This window comes from Neorhizobium phenanthreniclasticum (assembly GCF_040066075.1).
In the GTDB taxonomy this organism is placed as follows: Bacteria; Pseudomonadota; Alphaproteobacteria; order Rhizobiales; family Rhizobiaceae; genus Neorhizobium; species Neorhizobium petrolearium.
The window spans coordinates 140,495-157,169 of record NZ_JBEAAL010000019.1; the positions used below are offsets into that span (position 1 = coordinate 140,495).

Sequence of the window (16,675 nt, forward strand, 5' to 3'; positions counted from 1 at the left end):
CCCATCCGTACACTCTGTTGGGAAGAATACGAAACATTCGCAGGTGCGGAATCGCTCTCGACCTCAAATGTTGCTCAATACAGAGATTGCCTCCCTCTCCGCCCACCGCATAAGTTCCAACCGTGGAGCAGGAGGAGACTTTCCATGTATTTCAAGATGCTAATGGCTTCGGTGGCCCTCGCCGCCGTCATATCTTCGCCTGTGTCCGCGCAGGAAAAGAAGGAGTGCCCGGCTTCGCTTCCGAAAGGAACGGAGTGCTTCGCCGGCGCCGATGAGAACGGCGCCTTCTACTGGATTGCCAGGCCTCAGAACTGGAACGGCATTCTCGTGGTGCATTCGCATGGCGGGCCGCGCACCGCCAAGCCCAAGCCGGATGATGCCGTCGAGGATCTCGAGCGCTTCGCCGTAACCGTTGAGGAAGGTTATGCCTGGGCGGGCTCCAACTATCGCCGGCCGGGCTATGGCGTGCGGATGGCGGCTGAGGACACCGACAACGTCCGCAAGGTTGCCGAGAAGCTGCTCGGCGAGCCGCGGCTGACCCTGTTGCACGGCCAGTCCTGGGGCGGCAATGTCGCCGCCAAGACCGCCGAACTCTATGCGCTCGATGCAAACGGCAAGACGAATTACGACGGCGTGGTGCTGACCAGCGGCGTGCTTGGCGGCGGCACCGGCTCCTATGGCTTCCGTGCTGATCTTCGCGCCGTCTACCAATATTACTGCAGGAACCATCCGCGTCCCGAAGAGGCTCAGTACCCCGTCTGGCAAGGCCTCCCAAAAGACGGAAAAATGGCTCGTGCGGAACTCGAAAAGCGCGTCGACGAATGCACCGGCGTCTCGCTCGCCAAAGACAAGCGCTCGCCGGAGCAGGCGAAAAACCTCGCCAACATCCTCGCCGTCACGAAGGTGCCGGAGCGTAGTCTCGTCGGGCATCTCGCCTGGTCTACCAATCTCTTCCAGGACATCGTCTGGCGACGGCTCGACGGGCAGAATCCCTTCGACAATTCGAAGACGGTCTATTCCGGCTCGGATGACGATGCGGCTCTCAACAAGGGCGTCGAGCGGTTCAGCGCCGATGCCAAAGCCCGGCGGCTGCTCGCCTACGATGCCGACCTCACCGGCATGATCGTCGCGCCGACGATTTCCATGCACGCCATGGACGACCCGACAGCCTTCGTGGGGCTGGAAGCGCAATATCGCGAAACAGTCGCGAAGGCCGGCAATGCCGATCTGCTGGTCCAGACCTTCACCGACGAAAACCAGCATAGCAAGCTCTCGACGCCGCAATATGCGGCGATCTTCGCCGCCATGGTGGAATGGATCGAGAAAGGCAAGAAGCCCACCCGCACGTCGATCGCAGACGGCTGCAAGGCGGCCAGCAGCCGCTACGACAACGAACCGTGCCGGTTCGTCATGGACTTCGAGCCACAGGTGGCGGGCAAGTAGGAATGAGCCAATTCACGAGCGGTTGCCGGCATGCCGAAAACCGCTCGTGAGCCATGCTAGACGACATAGAAGTCGTCGGCGACAAGCGGGGTGCCGTGGTCCACGGTCGCAAAGATCACCGCTGCCGCGTCGCCGGAACCGTCCGCATCGAACATCAGACGGCCGGAGCAGTCATCGTAGATGATCCGATCATCTTCCTCCACGGCCGCCCTGCCCTGCGCAAAAGCGCCTGTATCCAGCGCGCCGGGCGCAAGGCCCGCGAAAGCCCAGCTATCGAGTTGGATGACATCATTCGTAGAAGAGAAGTCCGTTACTTTATCGTAATTCGCCCGACCGAGGAGGTCGAACAGGAAGGTGTCGCCGCCGTCCCCGCCTGCCAGGGTATCGCGGCCGGCTCCGCCGGACAGAATATCGTCGCCGGCGCCTCCATAGAGGCAGTCCCTTCCCGCACCGCCGATGATCTCGTCATCGCCCGCGCCGCCGCGCAGATGGTCATCACCCATTCCGCCATCGAGCAGATCGCCGAACCGGCTGCCGGTGATCCGGTCGTTGCCGCCCAATGCAGCGACAAGCATCGGATGATCCTCGGCACTGTAGCTGACGACGTCTCTCGCCTCGGTGAGCGTGATCTCTTCCGGCGGCGGTTCGACCGTGATGGTGATGGTCGCCAGATTGCTGTTGCCCTGGCCGTCGGTGGCGTAAACGGTAAACGTGTCGGTTCCGATGAAGCCGGGAGCGGGGGTATAGTCGAAGATATTGCCGCTCAGATAATCCTGGTGATGGTGCAGGCTGCCCCCGTAACTGCCTTGCGGAAAGGGGTAATAGCCGGCGTCATATTGCGTCTCCTGTCCCAGCATGCCGTGATCCGGGCCGTCAACCACAATGAAGCTCAAAAGGTCGTAATCGATATCCGAGGCACTGAACCGGACATCGATCAGGGATTCTCCCGGCAAAAGGGTGAAGTCGAGATCGCTGACGGTCGGCACATGGTTGACGAACGTATCGGGTTCAATCACCCCGTTTTCCAGGATGATCTGGTGCTGGCCGTACTGCGTGTTCTGCCCGCCGTAATATTCGTTGGCGCCGAGCCAGGTCACAGTGATGTCGTCTGGATCGACCGCCATGACCGAAATGATCTCGGTCGAAAGATAGGCGGCCTGGGCGGACAGGGCGCGAATAAAGTTGCCTTCGTTGTCAAAAACGAATGTTTCCAGCGTCGTGAAAAGCTCGGTCCTGCCGTCGTTGGTAAAGGTCGTGACGGTAAAGAAGCCGTCAAAGACATCGACCGAAGCCAGGTCAACCCAGCCAAAAGGATAATCCGTGCGCGCGCCTGTCGGCCCGAGCACGTCGCCATCGGTTTCCGTTATGTTGAAAAGGATCGCGTCCGGGCTCTGGTTCTCACTGTCTTCCCATATTTCAAGCTCGCTGCCATTGCTCAAGGTAGGCATCGTATTCCTCCATGATCAGGGAAAAGGGTCTGCAGACATCCCAGCCAGGAGGGGAAATAGGCCGGCGCGCAAGCCGATCAAGCCTCGGCTCGAGGGCTGGACGTCTCCGCCAGCCCCCACCGTTACCAGCTTACCTGCCGGCCACTTTCATCAGAGCCAGCCCTTCCGCTTGAAATAGACATAGGGCATGATCATGGAGACGATCATCAGACCGATCGCCGCCGGATAACCGTAGTGCCACTGCAGCTCCGGCTGGTAGGCGAAGTTCATGCCGTAGACCGAAGCGACCAGCGTCGGCGGCAGGAATACCACCGCCGCCACAGAGAAGATCTTGATGATCTGGTTCTGCTCCAGGTTGATCAGCCCCAGCGTCGCATCCAGCAGGAAATTGATCTTGCCCGACAGGAAGGCGGAATGGTCACCGAGCGAGGTCGCGTCCCGCTGAAGCAGCTTCAGGCGCTGGCGCAACTCCTTCGAGAGCTTGCGGTCGACGCCATCGAGTGCTGCGTAATAGGCCACCACTCGGCTGACGCTGACAAGGCTTTCCCGCACGACGGTGATGAACTCGCCCTTCTGACCGACTTCGCGGATCAGTTCCTGCAGGTCGCGCGTCTTCTTGTCGGCCTTCGCCGCCTTGGCGCTGAAGATGCTCTGCGAGATCTGGTCGATCTCGGTGCCGAGCCGTTCCAGCGTATCGGCCATGCGGTCGATGATCGCTTCGACCAGCCCCGTCATGATGAGCTCGCCGCTCGCAGAATGCAGCCCTGCCCCGTTCGGCTTGCGGGCACGGGCAAGGAAGGCATCGAACGGGCGCGGTTCGGCATGACGCACGGTGACGAGAACCTGACCCTTGACGATGAAGGTGACCGGCACCTTGCGCGGCGTGCCGGCATCCGGCCGGGTCAGCACCGTCATGGTCATGAACTCGGCGCCGTCCTCCTGGTAAAGACGGGCGGAAAGCTCGATATCCTCCATCTCGTCGATACTCGGCACAGCGATGCCGAGGGTCTCGCCGACCGTGCGTTCCTCTTCAGGGGTGGGATTGATCAGGTCGTACCAGACAACGGCCGGCGGAACTTCCGCAGGCAGGGCGGAAACGGCCAGCGCACCGTCCGCAACCGGCGCCGGCGCGACGACCGGCAGATCGGACGCGACCGGCACAAGACGATCGAGGTCATAGGCGTGGATACGCAGCATAGCGGCTCCTTTCGGACCATCGGTCCCTCAGGAGCGCGTATCCTTGAAAAGAAGGATCAGAGCCCCGAAGAGACAGGTCGGTATGTTGACGTCGAACTTCGACTGTCGGGGTTCATCTCTCTTGTCCTTTGAAAGAGCGACACCCGGACGGGTGCCGCTTCGCCGTTGAAATGTGCCTTAACAGGCCAAAAGTCAATGGCTTTTCTGTCGTGGCCGCGTCGCTGCCTCAGACGAACTGGGAGAGGCCCGGAACCGACGCGACGACCGTGTCGACCACCTCGTCGCCGGCATGTTCGCGGGCAACCGCGATCGTCTCCTTGGCAAGCGCGGTAATCTCGCCCATGCCGAGCCCCTGGCTCATCAACTGCTGGCCGAGCGCCATGACGCCGCCGCCGAAGCTTGCCATCAGCCCGCCGAGCAGGCCGCCGCTTCCCTCACCCTCGCCGTTGAACTGGGCCACCAGTTCCGGAGCGCCGGGAATCGCCTCGATCATCCGGGCGACGGCGCCGTCATCGGCTTCCCGCTGCAGGAAACCGAGCATCATGCCGATCGCCTTTTCAGCAACCTCCGGAGTAATTCCGACATTCTCGGCAACACGGGAGACCAGTTCGTTCATCGCTCTATCCTCTGTTTTTGACGTTAACGTCAACGTAAAGCAACCATCCAGCAAACTCAAGCCGGACCTGAGCCGGGCACAAGCCCCGGCGCTTTTCAGTTTTCACGGCAGAATCAACGCCGGAGACGTTGTTGCCGTTCGGCTCTATCCTTATAAGGGCATTACAAGAGTATTACGATGGACGGATGAAAGCGGCACAGCCGGACGGGACGGAATGCCGCACGACATGGCAGGAGACGCAACCGCATGGACGATACGGCAAAGCTCTTTATCGGCGGCAGCCGCAATCCGGACGATTCACTCAACAAGGCTGAATATCTGGAACTGAAGTTCGGCAACCGCCACGGCCTCGTCACCGGCGCCACCGGCACGGGCAAGACGGTGTCACTGCAAATCCTGGCGGAAGGCTTTTCAAAAGCCGGCGTGCCCGTCTTCGCCGCCGACATCAAGGGTGACCTTTCCGGCATCGCGATGAAGGGCGAGCCGAAGGATTTCCTGCTGAAGCGCGCCGAGGCGATCGGCCTTGCCGACTACGAATTCGAACAGTTCCCGGTGATCTTCTGGGACCTCTTCGGCGAAAAGGGCCACAGGGTGCGCACCACGATCGCCGAGATGGGACCGCTGCTCCTCTCAAGGCTGATGGACGCCTCCGAGCCGCAGGAAGGCGTCATCAACATCGCCTTCAAGATCGCCGACGAGGCCGGGATGCCGCTGCTCGACCTCAAGGATTTCACCGCGTTGCTCAACTACATGGCCGAAAACGCGAATGCGCTTTCCAGCCAGTTCGGGCTCATTTCGAAGACCTCGGTCGCCTCGATCCAGCGCGCGCTGCTGGTGCTGGAACAGCAGGGTGCCGAGCATTTCTTCGGCGAGCCGGCACTGAAGATTTCCGACATCATGCGCACGGCCAATAATGGTTATGGGCAGATTTCGGTACTCGCCGCCGACAAGCTGATGATGAACCCGCGGCTCTATGCGACCTTCCTGCTCTGGCTGTTGTCAGAGCTCTTCGAGGAACTGCCGGAAGTGGGCGACCCCGACAAGCCGAAGCTCGTCTTCTTCTTCGACGAGGCGCATCTGCTTTTCGACGACGCGCCGAAAGTGCTGATCGAGCGGGTCGAGCAGGTCGTCCGCCTCATCCGATCCAAGGGGGTCGGCGTCTATTTCGTTACCCAGAACCCGCTCGACGTGCCGGAAAGCGTGCTCGCCCAGCTCGGCAACCGCGTGCAGCATGCGCTGCGCGCCTATACGCCGCGCGAACAGAAGGCGGTGAAGACGGCTGCCGACACCTTCCGCCCCAACCCTGCCTTCGACTGCGCCGAGGCGATCACCAATCTCGGAACCGGCGAAGCGCTGGTCTCCACGCTCGAAGGCAAGGGTGCACCTTCGATTGTGGAACGCACGCTCGTCCGCCCGCCGGCCAGCCGTATCGGCGCAATCACCGACCAGGAACGGCAGGCCATCATCGACAAGAGCCCTGTGCTCGGCGTCTATGACGAGGATCTGGACCGCGAATCCGCATTCGAAATGCTTGCGGCACGTGCCAAGCAGGCGGCCGATGCAGCCGCCGCGAAAGAGAAGAAGGACGACGCGGAGGCATCCGCGGGTTCCGGCTGGACGCTGCCGGGCTTTGGCACCGACGACGACAATCGGGGCGCCGCGAAGCCGCGCCGTTCCGGATACCAGCGCGAAACGGTCGTCGAGGCGGCGATGAAGAGCGTCGCGCGCACGGTCGCGACCCAGGTCGGCCGGGCGCTGGTGCGCGGCATTCTCGGAAGCTTGAAGCGGTAGGTGCGCCGAGACGCACGCAAGGTGCAGGGCAACTTACCCCTCTGCCCGGCAGGGCAGAGGGGTAGAGGCGGATTGCGTCTCAGATCAGCCAGGGCTTCGACCAGCCCTCACCGTTTGCGGACGAATTCCGTGCGCAGCACGAGACCCTTGATCGTGTCGTGGCGGCAGTCGATCTCTTCGGGATTTTCGGTCAGCCGGATCGACCGGATGACCGTGCCCTGTTTCAGGGTCTGATTGGCGCCCTTGACCTTCAGGTCCTTGATGAGGGTGACGGAATCGCCGTCCTTCAGGACGTTTCCGGATGCGTCGCGGACCTCGGCGGCCGCCTGGGTGGCGGCAGCCATTTCCGAAGCCGGGCGCCATTCGCCCGTCACCTCATCATAGACGTATTCGTCGTCATCGCCTGCCATGGGCGTCTCTCCTGAAGCCAGAACCGGTTGAATGGCTGCCCGCTTACAGGAGCCGGGAGAGCCGCACAAGCCCTGCGGCATTTACCGCTTCGGCGCGACGAGCGAGAAATGGGCCCCCTGAGGATCGACGCAATTGACGATCCAGCTTCCGCCGGGAACCTCCATCGGGCCGTTGACGATCTTGCCGTCGCCGGCGGTGACGCGCCCGATCGCCGCATCGATCGCCTCGACATTGAAGTAATAGCTCCAGCAGGCCATCGGCATGTCGGCCGGCTTGGTCATCATGCCGCCGACCGGACGGCCGTTGTGGGAGAAGATCTTGTAGACGCCCATCGGCCCCATGTCGAAGTCGTGATCGAGCGTCCAGCCGAACATCTTCGAATAGAAGTCGAAAGCTTCCTGGCCGTTGCCGGCATAGAGTTCGCGCCAGCCGACATTGCCGACCGCTTCCGGCGCCAATTCCTGCGGAGGGCTTTCCATCGGCAACGGCGTCATGATGCAGATGACGGCGCCATGCGGATCGGCGACGACCGCGAAACGGCCAACGCCCGGGATATCCTCCGGCTCGCGCTGCACGCGACCGCCATTTTCTGCAAAATCCTTCGCCGTCCGGTCGACGTCGTCGATTGCGACGTAGCCGGTCCAGTTCGGGGGGATCTTACCTTCGAGCTCCGGCGGGAAATTCATCATGCCGCCGATGCCGGGGCAATTATCGCCCTCACCCATTTCGAACAGGAAATAGGACATGCCCGGCATGCTTGCGTCTTTCACCTTCCAGCCGACCACCGACGAGTAGAACTTGCCGGCGGCATCGGTGTCGGGCGTCATCAATTCACACCAGATGAATTTGCCATGGGTCTCGGAACGAGACCCTGAAGCGGTCTGCAACATGGTTGTTTCCTCCGTGAGATAGGTTCGGCGCAGGGCAAGCTCACCGCTTGCGGGTGTATTGCGCTTCCATGAACTGCTTCCAGGTGCCATCCGGCTGTTTGGCGCTGGAATTGAAGGTGCGGTGATCATCGTCCTTGAAGATGATCTGCTCGCGATATTCGCCGGTCTTGCCCGGTTCCGCGAAATCCGGACCGGTCGTGTAGAGGCTGAGCGTCGTGCCGTCCGCGGAAACCTCGCCCTCATAGACCCACAAATAAGCCATCATGGAGCCGATCCAGCTTCCGACATATTTGCCCCTGGCCGGATCGTAGCCGAGAGTGAGCATGGTGGTGGCGGCTCCTCCGCCTTGCGGCATGTTGCCGTTGCCCTCGGCGACGAACCAGATGCCGTGCAGCGAACGAACCACTTCCACCCACTTCTCGTCGCTACCCATGTCCGGCGAGCTGACTTCCCAGATGCCAACCATCCTTTCAAGAAAGCCATGTTCGGCCTGCGGCTTGGCCAATTCCATTTCCATTATTGCTCCTCCTTCATGACGGCCGATGATGAGCCAGCTTAATGGCAACAGGATGAACCCGCCTCCGGCTTCTGTTCATACTCGTCGTGTCGCTTGACGAAATTCATCGTCGAGCTCTCGTTGCGGCCGAGCGGCGCGCGATCGAGGATCATCAGCGTGCCGATCATCTCCTCGCCGCCCCGGGCATAGCTCGAATAGGTGTGGAACACCTCGCCTTTCTCATTCTTGTAGAAAGCCGAAAGGCCCGGCAGCTCGTCATGCGCCTGTTCCGGGGGGATGGCGGAGAAATTGTAGAAGACTTTGTCCTTCGCAAGATCCTCCTTCGTGAAGGAGACGTGGAAATCGAAATTGAAATCCGAACCGAAGGACGAAACCCAGGGAAATTTCCAACCCATCCGCTTCTTGTAGGCCTCGATCTTGTCGAGCGGCGCGCGGGCGACCGCGACAAAGGTAACATCGTGATTGTTCAAGTGCGGCAGCGTTCCGTCGATATGATCCGACAGGAAAGAACAGCCGGGGCAGCCGGCATCCCATTCCGGACCGAGCATGAAATGATAGATGATCAACTGGCTGCGGCCGTCGAAAAGCTCGGCCAGCGTCTTCCTGCCCGTCGGCGTATCAAAGACGTAGTCCTTGTCCATCTTCACCCAGGGTAGCGCCTGGCGTTCAGCGCGCACCTTGTCGCGCAGATGGGTCTCCTCTTTCTCCATCGCCAGGAGCTTGCGACGCGCCTCCAGCCATTCCTCGCGAGATACGATCGAATTTTCTGGCGGATTCTTCGGCGAAACGGTGACGTCCATCATGTCCTCCCTTGCTTGACACGGTACGTTGATATCAACATAATAATTCCATGCTGTCAAACCCGACTCATCCGGCCTCGTCCACCATCGAAGCCATCCCTTTTTCGACGACATTGCATGTTCGCGATACCTGCCTTTGCCTTCACGTGCAGCGGGCGGCGCGAGCACTGGCGCGCCGTTTCGACAATGCAATGAAGCCGATCGGGCTCACCAACGGGCAGTTTTCGATGATGATGGCGCTGAACCGGCCGCAGCCGGCAACCATGAGCCAGGTCGCAAGCGTGCTCGCGATGGACCGCACGACCTTGACGGCGGCCTTGAAGGTGCTCGAACGGCGCGGCCTCATCGAAACCGGAACCGATCCGAAGGACCGGCGCGGCAAGCTCCTGCGGCTGACGAATGACGGGATGACCATGCTTTCCGCCGCATTGCCGATCTGGACGCGCGTGCATGCCGAGATCGACGCCGAGCTTAACGAGAGCTTCGGCGACGACGAGCCGAACCGGCTGAGAAAGACGCTGAACGGGATCAGGTAGAAAGGCGATACGGCAGCCATCCGGACACTATCGCAAGGCGCATGGGTCCGTTTATTTTTCAATGAAATTTCACTGGACTTAAACAAAATCTCAGGCAGGCTGACGAGGTGTATTTGGAGATATAAATTTGAAGCAAGTAGTCATTCCTGGGATCAATTTACGTTGCTCGCGTTTTATTCTCGGAACCGCATCCCTTTTTAACGCCGGACGACCGGCTACTCGTTATCGGTTGCTGAAGGCTGCGGTTGACGCCGGCTTCACCCATTTCGATACCGCGCCATATTACGGCTTCGGCGCAGCCGAGCGGGATCTGAAGCAGGTGCTGTACGAGCATCCCGCTCTGACTGTCACGACAAAGGTCGGCATCTATTCGCCGGGCGGAGAAGCACAGCCAGATGCGCTGATCTTCCTACGCAAAGCGGCCGGCAGGGTTATAAAGCCCATATCCGCCCCCACCAAGACCTTCGACCTGGCAAGAGCCAAAGTCGCTCTGGAACGAAGCCTCAAACGGCTCGGAAGGGACCGCATCGACGTCTACACGCTTCACGAGCCGGACCCTGGCACAGTCCGTACCGACGAATGGCTCCGATGGCTCGAGGATTGCGTGAAAGCCGGGAAGGTCAAAAACTTCGGCCTTGCAAGCACGGCAGACAGGGTAGCACCGATTGCCGAGCACTGCGCAGCCCTTTGCCAATATGTACAGGTTCTGGATAGCCTGGAAAACCGCGAAGCCGATGCGTTGTCGCGATACGGCCTGCCCATGCAGGTGACCTACGGCTATGTGAGCGGTGCCCGCAGCAGCGGCAACCATGCAAGTGTGGAAAATATCCTCATGGATGCATTGCGGCGGAACCGGTCGGGAGCCGTGATCGTCAGCACGCTCCGCCCGGAACGCTTGCCGCAATATGCCCGCATCGCCGAGTCCGTTGCATGATCAAGGATTTGAGTGGCGCCGGTCAGCTGGAAGCCAAGGCGGATATCCTGGTTATCGGCGGGGGAACGACAGGACTGCTTGTCAGTGTATGGCTGGCTGAAGCCGGGCATAATGTGATCTGCCTGGAGTCCGGCGGTTTCCACCAGAATGCGGAAGAACATCCGCTCAACGAAGTCGTACATCTGAAATCCATTTATGATGGAGCCGCCCACGGCAGGTTCCGATGCATTGGCGGCACGTCCACCAGATGGGGCGGAGCCCTTATCCCCTTTCAGAACGAAGATCTTGAGATGGCCAAATGGCCTGTGACCATGGAATATCTTCGTCCGTTCATCCCTTTGGTGGAAAATGTCTTCGGTCTGGCCCAGGGCGATTACGAATTGGCGGACTTGTCGTCGACAACCCACACGGCCCGTCTGGCGAAATGGCCACCCTTCAAGAAGCGGAACATTTACAACCTTACGAGGGATCGGCTGGAAATCTTGCCAAACCTCGAAGTGTGGCTCAATGCGACCGTCACCGATTTCTCTCTCGATGGCTCCATGCTGCGGAAGATTACGGCAAAGACCCTGTCCGGCGACGAGCTGTCGGTTTCAGCCGATCGCTCCATCATATCCGCGGGCGCGATCGAAACGACGAGGCTCGCCCTGCTCATGGATGCGCAGCACAAGGGCATCATTTCCGTTCGCTCTCCCGAACTTGGCCGGAATTTCTGCGATCATCTGTCCACGCCCGTCGGCGAGATCGTCGCCTCCGCTTTCTCGGAACTCAATCAGCATGTCGGCTTCCGTTTCGAGAAGAACGGAACGATGCGCAACCTGCGCTTTGAACTGGGAGGCGATAGCGACCTGAGAGCAAAAATACGACCAAGCTTTGCGCATATCGCCTTCGAGACTGATGGAAAGGGCGGCTTCGACGTATTGCGCGGCGTCTTCCGTTCATTGCAAAAGAGGCGCCTGCCTGCCGCAAGTGACATCATGGGACTGGTTAGGACCGCACCATGGTTGGTCCGGGCGGTCTGGTCGCGCTATTACCGCAAACGCCTGCTTTTTCCGGACGGCGCCAAGCTCCCTGTGCATATGGTCATCGAGCAGGAACCCAGCATCGAAAATCGCATCTCGCTTTCATCGGATCGGCGGGATGCATTCGGCAATCCGCTTGCGGTCATTTCCTGGGAAGTTACCGAAAGAGACAAGCAGAACCTGACCCGTTCGGTAGACGCTTTCGAGGCCATGTGGGGCAAGCTTTCTTTGTCGGCGATCACCCGTTTCAGGCGGATGGGCGCCGGGCAGGCAGAAGCAGCCCTGGCGCGCGGAGGAGGAATCTATCACCCGACCGGCTCGACCCGCATGGCCGCTACTGAAAAAGAAGGCGTGGTTGACGCCAATCTTAAGGTTTTCGCGGTGCCGAATGTGCAACTCCTTTCCACATCCGTACTCCCGACCGGTGGCGGCGCGAACCCGACAATGATGTTGCTGCTGCTTGCCGCACGCTGCGTCTCGCAGATCGGTCGCAAAGAAGTGACTGCTAACGCCGAAGGTTGACATTCGCCCGAACAGCAGACTGCCCGCAGCATCGCTACGGGCAGTCTGTTTCCGGGTTGTGCCGGTTTCGGATCGCTGAACATCGGAGCCGCAAATCTCGGAAACTTCGCTGATATCAAGCCGATCAGGCGACCGAGACCGGAACCTCGGTCGACGTGCGCATGGCGTGGCTGTAGGGGCAGACAATATGCGCCTTGGCAACGAGGTCTTCAGCGATCGAGCGCTCGACGCCAGGAATATCGACCGAGAGCGAGACTTCGATGCCGAAGCCGCCGCCATCTTCGCGCGGACCGATGCCGACGGTTGCCGTCACCTTCGCATCGTCGGGGATCTTCACCTTTTCCTTGCCGGCGACGAATTTCAGCGCGCCCAGGAAGCAGGCGGAATAGCCGGCCGCAAAAAGCTGCTCCGGATTGGTGCCGGTAGCACCGTCTCCGCCAAGTTCCTTCGGAACAGTGAGGTTTACATCGAGAACACCGTCTGCGGAACGGGCATGGCCGGCACGGCCGCCGGTGGCGGAAGCCTTGGTCGTGTAGAGAATGGGCATCTTCAAACTCCCTTCGGTATATATTGCTCGCAATTCAATTGCGCACAATCTAATTACGCGCATTGCAATTGGACGTCAAGCCTGCGAAAATGCGAACTTGGAAAAAGATAGAGCACAGATGCGTGAAGACAGGACCGGCCATGCAGAAAACCGCACGCGATTCGCAGAATTTCGAAATCAAGCTCGATGCGCAGCTCTGCTTTGCGATCTATGGTGCTGCGCATGCCTTCAACCGGACCTATAAGCCGCTGCTCGAGCCGCTGGGGCTCACCTATCCGCAATATCTGGTGATGATCGCGCTCTGGGAAGAAGACGGCCAGCCCGTGAAAGCGATCGGCGACCGGCTGGGGCTTGATTCCGGCACGCTCTCCCCGCTTCTCAAGCGGCTGGAGCAGGCCGGGTTCGTCGCCCGCAAACGGGACCGCGACGACGAGCGCCAGGTCAGGATTTCGCTCACGGGAAAAGGCGCCGAGCTCAAGAACGAGGCCGCCAACGTAACGGAAGCGATCGGCAAGGCCCTCGGCTGCGGCCTCGATGAAGCCGCGGCACTCCGCGACGGACTGGTGGCGCTCAAGGAGAGGTTATTGAGTGCGTGCGGATGAAGACGGAACTGTCATCCGTTTGACAAGGCTCCGGGGTAGCTATCGATCTTCGACTGCAGCAACAAAAGCGGGCTTTCATGAGCAAACGTGCCGGAGCTTCCTTCGAGGAAGCCGATGTCGTCGAAAACTACCCATACCGGCCGCCATATCCCGATGCCGTCTTCGAAAAACTTCTCGATATCGCCCCCGAACGGTCTACCCTTCTCGATATCGGTTGCGGTCCAGGCAAGATTTCCCGACCTCTCGTCAGGTATTTCGAAAAGGTCACAGCAGTCGATCCGTCGCGGCAGATGCTCACACTCGGCCAATCGCTTGCCGGCGGCGATGCGCCGAACCTGCACTGGATCGAAGGGTTTGCGGAGGATTTTCCGATCGGCGATGAGCGATTCGACCTGACGGTCGCGGCCGCCAGCGTCCACTGGATGGATCATGCGAGACTCTTCCCGCGGCTTGCGGCCCATGCCAATCCTGGCCATAGGTTTGCCGTGGTCTCCGGCGATACGCCCTTTGAGCCACCTTGGGAAACCGATTGGCGCGCGTTTCTCACGAAATGGGTGCCGGCGCTCACCGGCCGGCCATTCGATCCCGACCGGCAGGCTGACGAATGGGCGCGCTACCAAGCCTACCTCGACCTTGAAGGCGACGCGTTCCTCCTCTCGGCGCCCTTTCAGCAGAGCGTAGCCGATTTCATTCGCTGCCAGCATTCGCGGGATACGTTCGCTCCCTCAAAACTGGGTTCGCGCAATGCCGTATTCGATGCGGAACTCAGGGAAATCCTCATCCCCTATGCCAGCGATGGGACGCTCACCTTTGCTGTCCATACGAGAGTTGTCTGGGGCATCATCAAGACCGGTTAAGATCATCACGCCGGATTATGTCTTGTGCGCTTCGGGCTCATCCGTATGGCGGCCGGAATAGCGTTCATCCAGTTCCCGGATGACGCCATCACCGTCCACCGGGTCCACCCTGCGCAGGATGACGTCGATCTTCGCCTCCAGCCGGTCGGAGCCCTCCTTGGATTGCGGCGAGCCCAGGAACAGGAAGAATGCCAAGCCGCCGACCTGCCACAGGAGTTGCAGGAATTCGGACTGCCAGTTCTCAAAAGTATCCCGCAGCATTTCCATCAGGTAACCCGAAAACTCGACCGCCTGCCCGTGTTCCACCTGTTCCTGAACGAAGGCGAACCAGCCGAACAGCCAGTGCCCGATCAGACTGAAAATGAAAAACGCCATCGTGATCCAGGCGTAGCTGTAAGCCCGCCATAGTGAATTCTGCTGCATGGGCTCCTCCGAATCGCTTCCGCTTCAACGAGGGAGTTCCGGAGGAGGTTCCCGCAAAGATCAGGCCATCATGAGATGATCCGCCACGATCCGTTCGATCCAGCGGCGGCGGATATCCGCACCGGCGCAATCCCTTTTCCCGCAGATCGGCGATCCCGGTGCGGAAATTGCGCGGAGACCAGGCGTTTGACGAGCGCAGCATCGATTTCGAGCATGGGCGGCACCTCCTCCGTCACCAGATGGGTTCCGTCCAGGCTGATCTCAGGTCTGCTTACTGCCAGACCACCACACGCGCCTTCTGGGGCACGCGCTCGTAGAGATCGATGATGTCCTGGTTCATCAGGCGAACGCAGCCGGAAGAAACAGCCTTGCCGATCGAGTTCCATTCCGGCGAGCCGTGCAGGCGATAGAGCGTGTCCTGGCCGTTCTGGAAAATATAGAGCGCGCGGGCGCCGAGGGGATTCGTAAGCCCCGGCGGCATGCCGCCATTGTCCGCCGAATATTTCGCAAGCTCCGGCTGGCGGGCGATCATGTCGTTCGGCGGCGTCCATTTCGGCCATTTCTGACGCCATTGGATGACGCCTTCGCCGGACCATGCGAAGCCTTCGCGCCCGATGCCGACACCATAGCGCATCGCCGAGCCGCCGGGCTCGACGAGGTAGAGGAAGCGGGACGGCGTGTCCACGACCACCGTGCCGGGACGCTCGCCGGTCGGATCAAGAACGCGCTGGCGATAGTAGCGGGGATTGATCTGCTGATAAGGAATGGCCGGGATGACGAAACCGCCATCGACCACCGTGCCGTACATCTGATCCAGTTCCGGGCTGCTGCCGGGCAGGATAGCCGGCCGGCGCACGCTGCCTCCCTCCCGATAGGTGATCATCGTGTCGCCTGGCCCAGGCGCCGTCGAAGCACAGCCGGCCAAGGTCGAGGCCGTGCCGACGCCCAGGAGAGACAGGAAGCCCCGGCGGGAATAGAGAGTTTTATGGATCATGTGTGGAGGACCGCTCGATGGAAACGCCTGAACTCAAAAAAGCATACTTCAACGGAAGGGCGGCTGAAAGGTTCCGAATCCGTGCCGTGGCGTTCGAGCATAGGTCTGCGATAATTAAGCAACTGTTCACAATATGGACACGATGTCTCAAACCGATGGGATGAAACGCGAAGAGAGCGGCTGAAACCGCTTCCTTCGACAATCCCACATCCGGTCGCACGGGTTCAGATGACGACGATCGGTGTGCCGGACGGGACCCGGTCGAAGAGATCGATAACATCCTGATTGAACATGCGCACGCAGCCGGATGACGTCGCCTTGCCGACCGATTGCCAATCCGGCGTACCATGGACGCGATAGAGCGTGTCCTTGCCATCCTTGTAGATATAGAGCGCCCGGGCGCCGAGCGGATTGTTGAGGCCCGGATTGTAACCGCCTTCGGAAGCGGCAAACTTGCGCAGTTCCGGCTGGCGGGCCACCATATCGTCGGGCGGCGTCCAGCGCGGCCACTTCGCCTTATGCTGGATGACGCCGCGGCCATGCCAGGAAAAGCCCGCCTTGCCGAGGCCTACGCCGTAACGGATCGCCTTGCCGCCCGGCTGGACGAAATAGAGGAAACGCTGCCGCGTATCGACGACGATCGTGCCGGGGGCCTCGCCGGTGCGATAATCGACCTCCTGGCGCAGGTATCGAGCATCGATTCGCGAATAGGGGACGGCCGGAAGCGTATGCCCCTCGTCGCGGACCACGCCATACAGGGTTCGATGCACGGGATTGGACACCGGCAGACCGTATGTCTGGTGGAAATCCGAAGGGTAGAGCTGGCGCCGCTGCGGGATCGCGCCCGGGGTCGGAGGCGGCTGGTTCGTCGGAGGATCGGCATAAGGGGGAACATAGAAGACCGGCGCCGTCTCCTGGACGAAGACGTCCGGGTTCATCCGGCTCGTATCGGTGACGAATGGCACCTGGCAGCCCGCCAATAGGACACCTGCCGCAAGAACGGAGGAAAGGCCAAGGATTCGGCGGAAAGGTCGAAGAGAAATCGGCATGAAACCCGCTTCCGGCAGATGATATCGGAAGGGGGATTGGGAAACGCGGTTGGCCAGGGGGGGGGGGGGGGGGGGG

The 16,675-nt window shown here is 60.5% G+C and carries 18 protein-coding genes; 7 read left to right on the top strand and 11 right to left on the bottom strand.

What is annotated here, in order from left to right:
- Positions 1–144: 144 nt before the first annotated feature.
- Entirely contained in the window at positions 145–1,443 is a 1,299-nt protein-coding gene (locus ABK249_RS22370; protein WP_348864047.1) for an alpha/beta hydrolase, read from the top strand.
- Between the two features lie 56 nt (positions 1,444–1,499).
- On the opposite strand, the gene ABK249_RS22375 is transcribed toward ABK249_RS22370, so the two are convergent.
- The 3 genes from ABK249_RS22375 to ABK249_RS22385 form a co-directional block, all read right to left on the bottom strand.
- The gene (locus tag ABK249_RS22375; protein ID WP_348864048.1) at positions 1,500–2,891 is read right to left on the bottom strand and encodes a calcium-binding protein; all 1,392 of its coding nucleotides are present in this window, start codon (positions 2,889–2,891) and stop codon (positions 1,500–1,502) included.
- A gap of 150 nt (positions 2,892–3,041) precedes the next feature.
- Positions 3,042–4,088, bottom strand: a complete 1,047-nt coding sequence (gene corA / locus ABK249_RS22380; protein ID WP_348864049.1) for a magnesium/cobalt transporter CorA — start codon at positions 4,086–4,088, stop codon at positions 3,042–3,044.
- A 226-nt stretch (positions 4,089–4,314) separates the two neighbouring features.
- Positions 4,315–4,704: a hypothetical protein gene (locus ABK249_RS22385; protein ID WP_227702186.1), complete on the bottom strand. Its 390-nt coding sequence runs from the start codon at positions 4,702–4,704 to the stop codon at positions 4,315–4,317.
- 246 nt (positions 4,705–4,950) lie between these two features.
- Between ABK249_RS22385 and ABK249_RS22390 the strand changes: the two genes are divergently transcribed.
- On the top strand, positions 4,951–6,495 hold the full coding sequence (locus ABK249_RS22390) for a helicase HerA-like C-terminal domain-containing protein (RefSeq protein ID WP_348864050.1): 1,545 nt from the start codon (positions 4,951–4,953) through the stop codon (positions 6,493–6,495).
- 107 nt (positions 6,496–6,602) lie between these two features.
- On the opposite strand, the gene ABK249_RS22395 is transcribed toward ABK249_RS22390, so the two are convergent.
- The 4 genes from ABK249_RS22395 to ABK249_RS22410 form a co-directional block, all read right to left on the bottom strand.
- Positions 6,603–6,905, bottom strand: a complete 303-nt coding sequence (locus ABK249_RS22395; protein ID WP_037157808.1) for an alkylphosphonate utilization protein — start codon at positions 6,903–6,905, stop codon at positions 6,603–6,605.
- An 81-nt stretch (positions 6,906–6,986) separates the two neighbouring features.
- Positions 6,987–7,796, bottom strand: coding sequence for a VOC family protein (locus ABK249_RS22400; protein ID WP_227702184.1), 810 nt, complete (start codon positions 7,794–7,796; stop codon positions 6,987–6,989).
- 40 nt (positions 7,797–7,836) lie between these two features.
- On the bottom strand, positions 7,837–8,307 hold the full coding sequence (locus tag ABK249_RS22405) for a DUF1579 domain-containing protein (RefSeq protein WP_227705074.1): 471 nt from the start codon (positions 8,305–8,307) through the stop codon (positions 7,837–7,839).
- Between the two features lie 44 nt (positions 8,308–8,351).
- On the bottom strand, positions 8,352–9,113 hold the full coding sequence (locus ABK249_RS22410) for a DUF899 domain-containing protein (RefSeq protein ID WP_227702183.1): 762 nt from the start codon (positions 9,111–9,113) through the stop codon (positions 8,352–8,354).
- Between the two features lie 50 nt (positions 9,114–9,163).
- On the opposite strand from ABK249_RS22410, the gene ABK249_RS22415 reads away from it, so the two are divergent.
- The 3 genes from ABK249_RS22415 to ABK249_RS22425 all read left to right on the top strand — a co-directional run bounded on the left by ABK249_RS22415 (position 9,164) and on the right by ABK249_RS22425 (position 12,127).
- Positions 9,164–9,649 (top strand): MarR family winged helix-turn-helix transcriptional regulator, encoded by a 486-nt coding sequence (locus ABK249_RS22415; protein WP_348864051.1) that lies wholly within the window; start codon positions 9,164–9,166, stop codon positions 9,647–9,649.
- 127 nt (positions 9,650–9,776) lie between these two features.
- The gene (locus ABK249_RS22420; RefSeq protein ID WP_161784808.1) at positions 9,777–10,583 is read left to right on the top strand and encodes an aldo/keto reductase; all 807 of its coding nucleotides are present in this window, start codon (positions 9,777–9,779) and stop codon (positions 10,581–10,583) included.
- Complete coding sequence (locus ABK249_RS22425; RefSeq protein WP_348864052.1) at positions 10,580–12,127, top strand: GMC oxidoreductase; 1,548 nt, start codon at positions 10,580–10,582, stop codon at positions 12,125–12,127. The genes ABK249_RS22420 and ABK249_RS22425 overlap by 4 nt, the downstream gene beginning before the upstream one ends.
- Before the next feature lie 124 nt (positions 12,128–12,251).
- Here the strand turns inward: ABK249_RS22425 and ABK249_RS22430 are convergent, their stop codons facing one another.
- Positions 12,252–12,674 (bottom strand): organic hydroperoxide resistance protein, encoded by a 423-nt coding sequence (locus tag ABK249_RS22430; protein ID WP_037157822.1) that lies wholly within the window; start codon positions 12,672–12,674, stop codon positions 12,252–12,254.
- Between the two features lie 140 nt (positions 12,675–12,814).
- Here ABK249_RS22430 and ABK249_RS22435 point away from each other — a divergent pair, with 140 nt between their 5' ends.
- Both ABK249_RS22435 and ABK249_RS22440 read left to right on the top strand, forming a co-directional pair.
- A complete protein-coding gene (locus ABK249_RS22435) occupies positions 12,815–13,276 on the top strand; it encodes a MarR family winged helix-turn-helix transcriptional regulator (RefSeq protein WP_227702178.1) in 462 nt (153 codons plus the stop codon).
- Between the two features lie 77 nt (positions 13,277–13,353).
- Positions 13,354–14,133 carry a class I SAM-dependent methyltransferase gene (locus ABK249_RS22440; RefSeq protein WP_348864053.1) on the top strand — a complete coding sequence of 260 codons (780 nt, stop codon included), beginning with the start codon at positions 13,354–13,356 and terminating at the stop codon, positions 14,131–14,133.
- A 15-nt stretch (positions 14,134–14,148) separates the two neighbouring features.
- On the opposite strand, the gene ABK249_RS22445 is transcribed toward ABK249_RS22440, so the two are convergent.
- From ABK249_RS22445 to ABK249_RS22455, 3 genes are all read right to left on the bottom strand, one after another.
- Positions 14,149–14,556 (bottom strand): DUF6766 family protein, encoded by a 408-nt coding sequence (locus ABK249_RS22445; RefSeq protein WP_227702175.1) that lies wholly within the window; start codon positions 14,554–14,556, stop codon positions 14,149–14,151.
- Positions 14,557–14,827: 271 nt separating this feature from the next.
- Positions 14,828–15,550 (bottom strand): L,D-transpeptidase, encoded by a 723-nt coding sequence (locus ABK249_RS22450; RefSeq protein ID WP_037157833.1) that lies wholly within the window; start codon positions 15,548–15,550, stop codon positions 14,828–14,830.
- Between the two features lie 224 nt (positions 15,551–15,774).
- Positions 15,775–16,599 carry a L,D-transpeptidase gene (locus ABK249_RS22455; protein WP_227702174.1) on the bottom strand — a complete coding sequence of 275 codons (825 nt, stop codon included), beginning with the start codon at positions 16,597–16,599 and terminating at the stop codon, positions 15,775–15,777.
- Between the last annotated feature and the right edge of the window lie 76 nt (positions 16,600–16,675).